The organism is Acidimangrovimonas sediminis (assembly GCF_002871005.1).
Taxonomy (GTDB): Bacteria; Pseudomonadota; Alphaproteobacteria; order Rhodobacterales; family Rhodobacteraceae; genus Acidimangrovimonas; species Acidimangrovimonas sediminis.
Genome location: NZ_PHSN01000001.1, coordinates 219,822 through 231,691 on the forward strand (window position 1 = coordinate 219,822; position 11,870 = coordinate 231,691).

10 protein-coding genes are annotated in these 11,870 nt (G+C 68.7%); 4 read left to right on the forward strand and 6 right to left on the reverse strand.

Annotated elements, in window-relative coordinates; translation table 11 throughout:
- Nucleotides 1-45: 45 nt before the first annotated feature.
- Nucleotides 46-858, forward strand: a complete 813-nt coding sequence (gene prmC / locus CVV76_RS00915; protein ID WP_233192669.1) for a peptide chain release factor N(5)-glutamine methyltransferase — start codon at nucleotides 46-48, stop codon at nucleotides 856-858.
- Between the two features lie 236 nt (nucleotides 859-1,094).
- Nucleotides 1,095-1,913 carry a DUF4167 domain-containing protein gene (locus CVV76_RS00920; protein ID WP_102222731.1) on the forward strand — a complete coding sequence of 273 codons (819 nt, stop codon included), beginning with the start codon at nucleotides 1,095-1,097 and terminating at the stop codon, nucleotides 1,911-1,913.
- A 61-nt stretch (nucleotides 1,914-1,974) separates the two neighbouring features.
- Here CVV76_RS00920 and rsmA read toward each other — a convergent pair whose 3' ends face one another.
- The 6 genes from rsmA to lptF form a co-directional block, all read right to left on the reverse strand.
- Nucleotides 1,975-2,823, reverse strand: coding sequence for a 16S rRNA (adenine(1518)-N(6)/adenine(1519)-N(6))-dimethyltransferase RsmA (rsmA, locus tag CVV76_RS00925; protein WP_102222732.1), 849 nt, complete (start codon nucleotides 2,821-2,823; stop codon nucleotides 1,975-1,977).
- Nucleotides 2,824-2,961: 138 nt separating this feature from the next.
- Complete coding sequence (gene pdxA / locus CVV76_RS00930) at nucleotides 2,962-3,936, reverse strand: 4-hydroxythreonine-4-phosphate dehydrogenase PdxA (RefSeq protein ID WP_102222733.1); 975 nt, start codon at nucleotides 3,934-3,936, stop codon at nucleotides 2,962-2,964.
- Nucleotides 3,937-3,946: 10 nt separating this feature from the next.
- Nucleotides 3,947-5,170 (reverse strand): peptidylprolyl isomerase, encoded by a 1,224-nt coding sequence (locus CVV76_RS00935; protein WP_102222734.1) that lies wholly within the window; start codon nucleotides 5,168-5,170, stop codon nucleotides 3,947-3,949.
- A 128-nt stretch (nucleotides 5,171-5,298) separates the two neighbouring features.
- On the reverse strand, nucleotides 5,299-7,482 hold the full coding sequence (locus CVV76_RS00940; RefSeq protein WP_102222735.1) for an LPS-assembly protein LptD: 2,184 nt from the start codon (nucleotides 7,480-7,482) through the stop codon (nucleotides 5,299-5,301).
- Nucleotides 7,482-8,579, reverse strand: a complete 1,098-nt coding sequence (gene lptG / locus CVV76_RS00945; protein ID WP_102222736.1) for an LPS export ABC transporter permease LptG — start codon at nucleotides 8,577-8,579, stop codon at nucleotides 7,482-7,484. The genes CVV76_RS00940 and lptG overlap by 1 nt, the downstream gene beginning before the upstream one ends.
- The gene (gene lptF, locus CVV76_RS00950; RefSeq protein ID WP_102222737.1) at nucleotides 8,576-9,727 is read right to left on the reverse strand and encodes an LPS export ABC transporter permease LptF; all 1,152 of its coding nucleotides are present in this window, start codon (nucleotides 9,725-9,727) and stop codon (nucleotides 8,576-8,578) included. Before lptF ends, lptG begins: the two co-directional genes overlap by 4 nt.
- Nucleotides 9,728-9,862: 135 nt before the next feature.
- Here lptF and CVV76_RS00955 point away from each other — a divergent pair, with 135 nt between their 5' ends.
- A complete protein-coding gene (locus tag CVV76_RS00955; protein WP_102222738.1) occupies nucleotides 9,863-11,335 on the forward strand; it encodes a leucyl aminopeptidase in 1,473 nt (490 codons plus the stop codon).
- Between the two features lie 7 nt (nucleotides 11,336-11,342).
- Entirely contained in the window at nucleotides 11,343-11,801 is a 459-nt protein-coding gene (locus CVV76_RS00960; RefSeq protein ID WP_102222739.1) for a DNA polymerase III subunit chi, read from the forward strand.
- Nucleotides 11,802-11,870 lie beyond the last annotated feature (69 nt).

Sequence of the window (11,870 nt, forward strand, 5' to 3'; positions counted from 1 at the left end):
GAGACTGGCCGTCGCGAGACCGGGCGGCAGACCGCGGACGCGGCGTTGCGCGCGGCGATCCCCCGGCTGGCCGAGGTCGGGGTGGACGACCCGGCCCGCGACGCGCGGCGGCTTCTGGCCCATGCGATGGACATCGCCCCCGACCGGCTGACCCTGCACCTTCCCGACCCGCTGTCGCCGCAATCGGCCGCGCGGTTCGACCTGCTGCTGGAGGCCCGCAGCGCGCGCCAGCCGGTCAGCCAGATCCTCGGGTTGCGCGCCTTCTGGGGCCGCGATTTCCGCGTCACCTCCGATGTGCTCGACCCGCGCCCCGAGACCGAGACGTTGGTGGCCGAGGCGCTTTCATCCCGTTTCGCGCGGGTTCTCGACCTTGGCACCGGGTCCGGGGCCATCCTGTTGACATTGCTTGCGGAAATGCCTGGAGCCACGGGCCTCGGGACGGATCTTTCCGACCCGGCGCTGGCCGTGGCGCGCGACAATGCCGAGCGTCTGGGCCTGGCGGAGCGCGCCGCCTTCCGGAGGGCCGACTGGTTTGATGGAATCGAGGGGGCATTCGACCTGATCGTCTCGAACCCGCCCTACATCAGCGATGCCGAGATGGACGATCTCGCCCCCGAGGTGCGCGAGTGGGAGCCCTGGCTGGCCTTGACCCCCGGCGGGGACGGGCTAGATCCCTATCGACGGATTGCCCGGGATGCCCCCCGTGCCCTTGCCCCCGGCGGGCGGCTGATCGTCGAGATCGGCCCAAGCCAGGGCGAAGCGGTCGCGGGGCTTTTCAGCAATGCAGGGCTTGGCCCGGTGACGATCCGCCCCGACTTCGACGGGCGCGACCGCGTGGTGATGGCCGAACGGCCCTGAAACCCGCGGAAACCGCGTCACAGGCGGCAGCGAAAGGCACGGAAACCTGCCGAAACGGCACTTTCCGCTTGCCCTGTCCGCATTGTCATGCTTACTCGGGGGCACGGTACGCGGGCGGACGCATTGCGCTTCCCCCCGGCCGGCAAGCCCAAAAGCCGGACCACTTCGCGAGAGGCGCCTGTGAGAGGCAGCGCAAGGTTCGGGCAAAGCCCTGCAAGGCAGGAAACAAAACAGTTATGAGATCAAGCAAATCCCGTTCGCGTTCCAAGTCGAACCGCCCGCGCTCGATGGGCAACATCGTCAATCGGGTCTTCGATTCCTCGGGCCCCGAGGGCAAGGTCCGCGGCACGCCGCAGCAGATCATCGAGAAGTACCAGATTCTCGCCCGTGACGCGCAGCTCTCCAACGACCGCGTGGCCGAGCAGAACTTTCTCCAGCACGCCGAACACTACGCCCGCATGCTGAGCGAGGCGCAGCGCGAGATGGCGCGCGACCAGGAGAACCGCCGCGACCAGCAGGACGGCAACCAGAACGGTGGCCAGAACAACGGTCAGGGCGGGGGCAACCAGAACAACGCCCAGAACAACAACAACGTCCAGGGTGGCGGCCAGGGCAGCAACCAGAATGGCGGCAACCGCCGTGACCGTGACCAGAACCGCGACGGTGATCGTGGTGGTGCCCAGAGCGGCGCCCAGGGCGGATCGCAGGGCGCTGCCCAGGCTGGCGACGTGATGGACGTCTCCGAGGGCGACAGCAACCTCGTCGATACCCCGGAAGAGCGCAAGTCGCGCCGCCCGGTGTTCCGTACCGAGGATGCCCCGGCTGCCGATGCGGCGCCTGCCGCCGCGGCGGAGGCCGCCCCGGAACAGCCCGCCGCCGAGGCGGAGGAGAAGCCTGCCAAGCCGCGCCGCCCCCGTGCGCCGCGCAAGCCGCGCAAGACCGCCGAAGGCGAGACCGCGGCCAAGCCCGGCAGCAAGAAGGCCAGCGGCGAAAGCGGCGCAAAGGCCGAAGGCGGCGACAGCCAGCCGGCGGAGCAATCCCCCGCCGCCGAATAGGCGCAGGCCGTTCCCAAAGCCGATCCAGACCTGGCGGGCGCCCTTGCGGGGCGGTCGCCGGTCAGACTTGGGCGTGGGCAAGCTCCCGCGCCAAGGCGCAGAATCCTTCCAGCGGGATCTCCTCGGCCCGGGCGGTGGGCTTCAGCCCGGCAGCCTCGATCCGCGCCTCGATATCCGGGGCAAGGCCGCGCAGGCTTGATCGCAGCATCTTGCGCCGTTGGTTGAACGCCGCCGCCGTCAGACGCGACAGGATCGCCCCGTCGGCAGGATAGCGCGGCGCGTCGAGCCGGGTGATATGCACCACGGAGGAGGACACCTTGGGCGGCGGGGTGAAGGCCTCGGGCGGGAGCTGCATGACGATCCGCGCCTCGGCCCGCCACTGCACCATCAGCGCCAGCCGCCCGTAGGCCTTTGAGCCGGGCTTCGCCACGATTCGCTCGGCCACTTCGCGCTGGAACATCAGCGTCAGGCTTTCCCAGAACGGAGGCCATTCCGCGGGCGTCATCCAGCGGATCAGCAGTTCCGTTCCCACGTTGTAGGGCAGGTTCGCGACCACCCGGACCGGCGGCGCCAGATGCGCCAGGGGGTCGATCTGCAGCGCGTCGCCGTTCACCACCTCGAGCCGGCCGGCATAGGCCGCGCCCACTTCGGCCAGCGCGGCCATGCAACGGGTGTCCTTCTCGATCGCCAGTACCTTGCGCGCCCCTTCGGCCAGCAGCCCGCGGGTGAGGCCCCCGGGCCCGGGTCCGACCTCGAGCACATCGCAGCCGGACAGATCCCCTGCCTGCCGCGCGATCTTGGCGGTCAGGTTGAGATCCAGCAGGAAGTTCTGCCCCAGCTGCTTGCGCGCGCTCAGTCCATGGGTCGCGATCACCTCGCGCAGGGGGGGAAGTCCGTCGATCGTGCTCACGCAAGTCCTTTCCTGCGAAGGGGGGCGCTGCCCCCCTTTACCCCCCGGGATATTTGAGAGCAGAAAGTGGGGAGGACCGTCATCTTCTTTCTGCTCGGAAATATCCCACGGGGGTCCGGGGGTGTGAAACCCCCGGTTCTATCCTCTCAGCCGGGCTATTTCGTCCGCCATCTTCAGCGCGGCGATCAGGCTGGCGGGGTCGGCCACGCCAGTGCCCGCGATGTCGTAGGCGGTGCCGTGGTCGGGCGAGGTGCGGATGAAGGGCAGGCCCAGCGTCACGTTCACCCCGCCGGCGAAGTCGATCGTCTTGATCGGGATCAGCGCTTGGTCGTGGTACATGCAGACCGCAGCGTCGTAGCCCGCCCGGGCGCGCGCGTGGAACATCGTGTCGGCGGGCAGAGGCCCCTGCAGGGCGAGGCCCTCGGCGCGCAGCTCGTCCAGGAGCGGGCGGATCATCGCGATCTCCTCACCGCCCATGGCGCCGCCTTCGCCGGCATGGGGGTTGAGGCCGGCGATCGCGATCCGGGGCGCGGGGATGCCGAAATCGTGGATCAGTGCGGTATGGGTGATGCGGATCGTATCGCTCAGCAGCCGCGCGGTCAGCGCCGCCGGCACTTCCGCGAGCGCGATGTGGATGGTGGCGGGGACAACACGCAGCTCGGGGCAGGCGAGCATCATCACCACCTGCCGGACCCCGGCGAGCGCAGCGAGGAATTCTGTATGGCCGGGAAAGGCGAAGCCCGCGCCGTCCTTCAGCGCCTTCTTGTGGATCGGTGCGGTGCAGACCGCACGGGCACGCCCTGCCTGGGTCAGCCGCACCGCGGTTTCGATCGCGGCCACGACGCCCGCCGCATTGGCGGGGTCGGGGTCGCCTGGGCGGGCGGGGGCGGCGAAATCCTGGCGCCAGACAGGCAGGGCCGAGCCCGCCACCTGGATGGCCTCGGCCGGGTTGGTCACCTCGCGGTGGGGGGTGCCCCGGGGCAGGTGGCGCGGATCACCGATCCAGAGGAACGGCAGGCGCGCGCCCAGTTGCGCCCAGGCCTTGGCGGCGACCTCGGGGCCGATGCCCGAGGGGTCGCCGCAGCTCAGCGCGATCGGCGGGACGTCTGCCATCGCACCGCCCTCAGGGGTGCCGGATGAAGGCGTCGGCCTCCAGCTCCGCCAGGTAGTTGGCGGCCTTGCCGGCGAGGCGCTGGTTGAAGAGCTGCTTCTGGATGTCGGAGGGATCCGCGGTCTCTGCCTCGGTCGGGCGGCGGGTGCAGAGCATCAGCAGGTCAAGGTTGCCGCCCTTGGTCAGCGCGGTCGAGATCTCGTTCTGGTCCATGCCGGCAAGCTGCATCCGGATGTCGCCGGGCACCTTGGTGAGCACTTGGGTGGTGAAGGTCAGGACGCCCTTGGACTGCCCCCGCGCGACGCTGTAGAGGTCTTCGCAGCTGTCGACGCGGGCCTTCACCTTCGCTGCGGCCTCCATCGCCTTGTCGCTGCGGCCGCCAGGGATCAGGTACTGGGCGTATTTCACCGTGATGTCCGAGGCGGCTGGCCCTGGGGCGGCGCCCTCGGCGCGCAGGAAGAAGATGCCGACGGCGTTCTCGATCCGGACGGGAGAGCTCATCTGCCCGGGCTTGAGGTCCTTGACGGCGTTCTGCACCTGCGGCGGCAGGTTGTCTTCGGCGATCCAGTCGATGGCACCGCCGCGCGGCGCCGAGGCCGAGGCCGAGAACTTGCGCGCCGCGGCGGCGAATTCGCCGCTGGTGTGCACCGTCTGCATGATCTGCTGCACGTTCGCCATGGTCTGGTCGATGTAGGGCTGGGTCGCGGGCATGATGATCTCGGACAGCAGGAGCCGGGTGGCGGGCTGCTGCGCCGCGACCGAGAGCGCGCGGTCGAGATCGGCCTTTCCGATCGACACCTCGGGGCCGAACTTGGCCTGCACGAGCTGGCGCCAGGCGACGCCCGCCTTGACGAAGTCGCGGAAGGTCTGTTCGGCAACCCCGGCCTTCCCGAGCTGGGCGACGAACTGGTCGACGGGCATGTTGGCGCGGCCCGCGAATTCCTTCATCCCGGCGTCGATCTCGTCCTTGGTCGGCACGATCCCGGCGTCCTTGGCGGCCTTGAGCTGCACCCGGTCCTGGATCAGCTGCTGTTGCGCCAGTTTGTCCAGGTCGCCCGGGGCGTTCAGAAGCTGCAGGAAGCGCGCGCGCTGTGACAGTTCGTAGCCGGTGATCGGGGAGCCGTTCACGATCAGCACGGGCGCGAAGGTCCCGGCTTGAGCCAGTGCAGGCAGTGGCATAAGCGCCCCCGCAAGGCACATCCAGGCGGTCATCAGCATCGTCTTCAGTCGCATCATCGGTCCGTTCTGCTCGTCCGTTCCGTCGTTCGTTCGTTCGTTCGTTCCGTCGTCCGTTCCGCCAACCGCGCCGGCGCTCGCTTCAGCGTCCGGTCCGGCCCGATCGGCGGGCTGGGCCCGGCGCGTCCTCAGCTGCGGCACCTGCTGGGGGCGGCCCCGGCGGAACGACCGGAGATGCCGAGCAGGTTGACCAGAAGGCCGAAGGTCGTGGTCGCCGTCACACTAGTCGAGGAAGCGAAGCTGCGCGAGAGGGAAAGATTGACCGAGATGCATTCGGTGTGCCAGTTCAGGCCGATCCCGGCGCTGGTGGCCCTCTGTGCCTGGAAGTCGTAGCGCCAGTTGATCGAGCTGTCGAGCGTGTCGCTGACCTTGTACCAGGCGCCCATTCCCCATTCCGACGTGTCGACGCTGCGGTTCTCGGACGGGTCGGCGTTCAGGTAGGTGTAGCTGGTCGAGAAGTTGTAGCGCGGGCGGCCGTAGCTCAGCTGCGCCTCGGAGCGCGAGAGCGACATCTGGTCGTTGAACACGGCCCGCCCGGTGAATACCAGCCCGTTGGGCGAGGACACCCGCACCCCGGTCAGCCAGTCCGACCTGGCGCCGTCCAGCCCCGACGCGGTGGAGAAATCCTGCGCCGACTTGACTCGGAAGACCCGGCCCGCGACCGCGCCCAGCACCCAGCCGCCGGGGGAATAGCGGGTCCAGCGCAGGCCGACGTTGGCGCGCGGTCCATATTCGATCGCGTCGTAGCCGGCGTAGCGGTTCAGCGACCAAAGGTTGCCCTCGTCGAAGGACACCATGGTCGAATCCTCGTCCGGCACCGCGGTGACGCTGTCCGGCGACAGGATGAGCTGGACGATCGGTTCCAGCACCTGGCTGCCGCCGCCGGCTTCCTGCTTGACCAGCGGCCAGCGCAGTTCGACCGCCCCTTCGGGGATCGTGCGGGTGATCGTCGAGGGGTAGGTGCTGTCCTGCCGGATCACGTAGAAGTCGGTGGTGGCCTTCGCCAGCGAGGTGAACACGACGCCGGGGCCGAAGATCCAGCTGCGCTGCCAGTTGAATTCTGCCGAGGCGCGGGCGTCGTCGCGGCCCGAGACGTCGGTGCTTGAGGGCCGGGTGAGCGCGAGCGTGTCGAACGACAGGCTGGCCTGGCCGCCGATTCCCGGCATGGTGAAGCGGTGGATCCGGGTGTAGCCCGCGGCATATTCCGGAAGGGTCGCGTTGTCGTCCTCTCCGCGCAGCGAATGGAAGGCGTAGAGGCGTGCGCTGGAAAAGTCGCTGCGCCGGGTCCGGCTGAGGATCAGGTCGCTCTGCAGCCGGTCGAGGCCCGAGAAATCATGGTCGCTGATATAGCCCTTGTCTGACGCGAGCTGCACGTCGAAATGCAGCTTGTAATCGTTGCGCAGGTTGAAGTCGCCGCTGCCGAACAGGTAGGCGCGGGTTCCGGTGGTGTGAAAGTCGTCGCGGCTGGCCGCCCCGGTCCACGACATGTAGCCGTTGCGGAACGCCTGCCGGTAGCGGAAGGCGAGGGTGCGGCTGCGGGTGTAGAGCTCGGGGTAGAGGGTGAGGTCCTTCGACGGGCCGAGCGCCACGAAATAGGGCAGGGTGACGCCGGTGCCGAGCAGCGTCGAGTTGTGGACCATCGGCAGCAGGAAGCCGGTGGAGCGCTTGACCGATGCGTCGGGAAGGCGCAGCCGCGGCAGGTAGAGGATCGGCACGCCCGCCAGCCGGAACGTCGCGTTGTCGAAATAGAGCTGATGCTTCTCGGCATCGTGGATCACCTTGGTCGCGCGGATCTCCCACAGCGGGGTGCGGTGGCCGGCGCAGACCTGGCACGACGAGGCGACCGTCTTGGTCAGCTGGGTATAGCGCCCGTCGACCCGGTTGATCTGCGCCGCGGCAAGCTGCAGCTTGCTGGCCAGCACCATGCGCGCGCTGGTCAGGATCCCGTTCTTCAGGTCGGTGGCGAGTTCGGCCTGATCGGCAAGCACGATGGTGCCGTCGGGCTGGGTCAGGCGGATCGGGCCGGTGATGTCGATCTTGTCGTTGGCCTTGTCGTAGACGACCTTGGTCGCCTCCATCCGGGTGCCCTGGTAGAACACCACGACATGGCCGGTTGCGACGATGCTGTTGTCGCCCTTGAGCTCGACATTGTCGGCGACCAGCGTGGCCGGGGTGTCGCCCTGCGCAGGGGCGGCGCCCGTTTGACCGGTGCCCGTCTGGCCTGCGCTCTGGGCGCCGGCGGGCGGCACGGCCGCGGTCCCGGCCATCAGCGCCGCGAGAAGTCCAAGGGACAGGAGGCGTCGCACCACCATCAACCTTCCTCCAGATGTAGCAGGAAACCCAGCGCCAGCAGCACCGCCACGACCGGCGGGCTCCACGCAGCGAGCGGTACCGGGATCTGCCCGTTCTCGCCCAGGACCTGGGCGAAGTTGCGCAGGAAGAAGATCCCGAAACCGGCCATCAGCGCAAGCAGCACCATCAGGCCGGTGCCGCCGGAACGCGCGTGGCGCATCGTGAACCCGGCCCCCACCAGCACCATCGCGGCCAGCAGCAGCGGCAGCGCAAGCTCCATCTGCAGCCAGACCCGGTGCTGACGGGCCGAGAAACCGGCCTTCTCGAGCCGGTCGATGAAGCCCGGCAGCTGCCAGATCGGCACCGCAGAGGGCGGGCCGAAACTGTCGCGGATCTGGGCCTGCGTCAGGTCCGACGGCAGCGTCATCTCGGTCATGTCGCGCGCCGTCTTCTCGGCGTTCGGGCCCTTGTCGAAGCGCCAGACCTTGGCGTCCGTCAGCTTCCACGCGCCGGGCTGCAGATGCGCCACGCGAGCCTCGACCCGGGTCGTCGGCTGGGCCTGCTTGTTGAGGCTGATGAAAGTCGCGTCGTGCAGCACGGTGGCATCCGAATTCGCCTTGGCCGCGCGGATCACCATCTGGCCGTCGGCGCTGCCCTGGCGCAGCCAGACGCCTTCGCGGCTGATCGACAGGACGTTCTCCTCGCCCTGCGAATAATGCGTGCTCAGCGTCTCGTATTCGTTCGAGGTGGCGGCGACGATCGGGTTCAGCACGGTGACCGCCAGCACGCCGATCGCCAGCGCCGTCAGCACCGGCGCCACGAGGCAGCTCAGCGCCGAACGCCCGGCGGCGCGAATCACCACCAGCTCCGACGTCCGCGCGAGGCCGAGAAACAGCACGATCGCCGACAGGATCATCGTCAGCGGCAGGATCCGGTAAAGGCTCGACGGGACGTCGAGCGCGGCCAGCCCCGCAGCCTGCGAGAAGCTCACGTTGTCGCCGGCGAAACGGCGGATCTGCTCGACCATGTCCAGCAGGCCCAGGATGAAGGTGAAGACCAGCAGCACGCCCAGGAAGGCCAGCCCGAAGCGACGCGCGACGTAAAGCGAAAGGGTCATGCCGTGGCCCCTCCGCCGGTGTCGGTCTCGGGGCGGCTGCGGTCGCGCGGGCGCCAGCGCCGTCGCTGCGACCACCACATCAGCCCCACCGACACGATCATGCCATAGGCCGCCGGCACGTAGGTCAGCCCCCACAGCCCGGGGCTCTTCTGGCCCATGTTGGCGCCGGCGTTGATCAGAAGCTGCATCACGATCAGCAGCACGATCGCCACGAAGATCTGCCGGCCCAGGCCGAAGCGGCTGAACGCGCCCACCATCAGCACCGCAAAGCCGAGGAACGTCGCCGCCAGCCCGTTCAGGGGTTCGGCCAGCCGGGTGTTGCCCTCGAACCAGAACTCTCCTGCGGTCTTGCCGGTCAGTTTCAGCTCGGCCGGAGTCGGGTGCAGCAGGGTCCAGGTGCTCAACTCGTTCATCGAGGGCACCGGTGGCACGCCGCTACCGAGGGCCGAGCCGATCTCGTAGGTGAATTCCTTGAACCGGGTGGTCGACAGGCGCCGGGTGTCCATGTGCAGGGTCTGCGCCATGCCGTCGAACATCACGAGCTTCGGCGTGCCGCCTGTGTTCACAAGCAGCGCGTGGTTCGCGGTATAGGTGGTGCGGCTGTCGGGCGACCGCCCGTCCGACAGGAACACCGCCTTCAGTTCTCCGTCCGGGGTGATGTGGCGGATGAATATGGTGATCCCGTCCGACGGGTGCAGGAACTTGCCCTCGGTCAGGATGCGCGAGGTGACGTCGGCATCCATCCGCGCCTGGCGCACCGCCATCGTGGCGCGGCTTGCCGGCACCAGCACGTGGACCAGCACCGACAGCAGAAGGGCCACGATGATTCCGAAGGCCAGGACCCCCCGTGCCAGCCGGAATGACGACATCCCCGTCGACTGCGCCACCACCAGCTCGCTCTCTCGGGTCAGGCGGTTGGTGACGTAGACCGTCGCGGCAAAGGCCGAGACCGGCAGCACGAGGCGGATCGAGTTGGGCAGCGACAGCGCGGTGAATTCGAGAAACACGAGGGCCGTCTGTCCGTCGCCGATCAGCCGGTCGAACAGCAGGACCGCCTGGTTCACCCAGTAGACGAGCACGAGAACCAGCGAGAAGAACCCGAACAGCGCCATGAGTTGCGACAGCATGTATCTGTCGAATCTTGACACCTTCGCGCGCTCCTGCCCCGTGAGTTTTTTCGGAACCTAGCGGAATTCCCGGGCAGGGAAAACTGCTATCTGGCCATTCCCGGAGCGCAGGGCTAGGGTCCGCCCAAACGCCCGGTTGATCAGAAGGGATACGACATGACTGCACCCGCCGCCATCCAGTTTACCGAAGCAGATCCCGAAGCGATCGCCGGTTTTGCCGGCCGTGTCACGGTTCTGGTCGACAGCGACGGCAAGCTTTCGCCGCTGACCCGCCGCGTGAACCGTCTTACCCGCGGCGCGGTGGAACGTTGTGTTGCAGGGGCCGCCTTCGCCGCGCTGAAGCCGGGCGATGCGCTGGATCTCGCCTATCCCGCCGGTCTCGCCGCCGAGGCTGTTCAGGTGCTCAAGCTCGACCGCCGCGCCGGCGCGGACGAGGCGCGCCGCGCCGGTGCCACGATCGGCGCGAAACGGCCCGAGGGCGGCAACCTCGTCCTCGCCGGCCCGCATCCCCGCGCGCATGAGCTTTCCTTCGGCCTCGCGCTGCGCGACTACGATTTCGCCGATCACAAGACCGCCGCGCCCAAGGCCAAGGGGCCGGTCACGCTGATGGTCTCCAAGCCCGAGGAGGTGGCCGCCGCCGCTGGCCCGCTCGCCGCCCTCGCCGAAGGCGTGTTCTTCACCCGCGACCTTGTGAACGAACCCGCCAACGTGCTGACCACCGACGATTTCGCCGCCCGCCTCGCCGCGATGCAGGAGCTCGGCCTCGAGGTCGAGATCCTCGAGGAGGAGGACCTGGCGGAGCTCGGCATGGGCGCGCTTCTGGGCGTGGGGCAGGGGTCGGAAAGCCCCTCCAAGGTCGTCGTCATGCAGTGGATGGGCGGCGAGAAGGACGCAGCCCCCCTGGCCCTCGTCGGGAAGGGCGTGGTGTTCGATACCGGCGGCATCTCGATCAAGCCGGCCGGCGGCATGGAAGACATGACCATGGACATGGGCGGCGCGGGCACCGTGTCGGGCGTGATGCGCACGCTCGCGCTGCGCAAGGCCAAGGCCAATGTCGTGGGCCTCGTGGGCCTCGTCGAGAACATGCCCGACGGCCGCGCGCAGCGCCCGGGCGACGTGGTGGTCTCGATGAAGGGCGACACGGTCGAGGTGATCAACACCGACGCCGAGGGGCGCCTCGTGCTGGCCGACGTGCTTTGGTACGCGCAGGAACGCTTCAAGCCCGCGGGGATCGTCGACCTCGCCACCCTGACCGGCGCCATCATCATCGCGCTCGGGCATGAGCATACCGGCGTCTTCTCCAACAACGATGCGTTCTGCGACAGCTTCCTCGCCGCCGCGAAGGCCGAGGGCGAGGGCGCCTGGCGCATGCCGCTGGGCGATGCCTACGACAAGATGCTGAAATCGCGCGTGGCCGACATGAAGAACGTGGGCGGCCGCCCCGGCGGCTCGATCACCGCGGCCCAGTTCATCCAGCGCTTCATCAAGCCCGAGGTGCCGTGGATCCACCTCGACATCGCGGGCACGGCCTCGGTCAAATCCGACCTGCCGCTCTCGCCCAAGGGCGCGACGGGATGGGGCGTGATGGCGCTGAACCGCCTCGTGATGGACAAGTACGAGACGAAGTGAGGGCCCGGTGGGCGCCGCGCGCTTCTATCATCTGACCGACTCGAGCGTCGACCAGGCGCTGGCGCTCCTGGTGCCCAAGTCGCTCGAGGCCGGCTGGCGTGTCGCGGTGCGCGGCACCGACGAGGGGCGGCTGCGCTGGCTCGACGACAGGCTCTGGCTCGGCCCGGAGGAGGGCTTCCTGCCCCATGGCCTCGCCGGCGGTCCGCACGATGCCGATCAGCCGGTGCTGCTGACCACGGCCGCCACCAGCCCCAACGGCGCCGCCTGCCTGATGGCGATCGACGGGGCAGAGGTGACGGCGGCCGAGATCGCGACGCTCGAACGTGTCTGCATCCTCTTCGACGGCGCCAACCCCGACGCGCTCTCCCGCGCCCGTGTCCAGTGGAAATCTCTCACCGACGCGGGCGCCTCGGCGCAATACTGGTCCGAGGAACAGGGCCGCTGGCAGATGAAGGCGGAAAGATAACCCTTACTCCGCCCCGACTGTCTCCCGTCCCCCCACTTCTTCTGAGCGAAAATATCCTCGGGGGGTGCA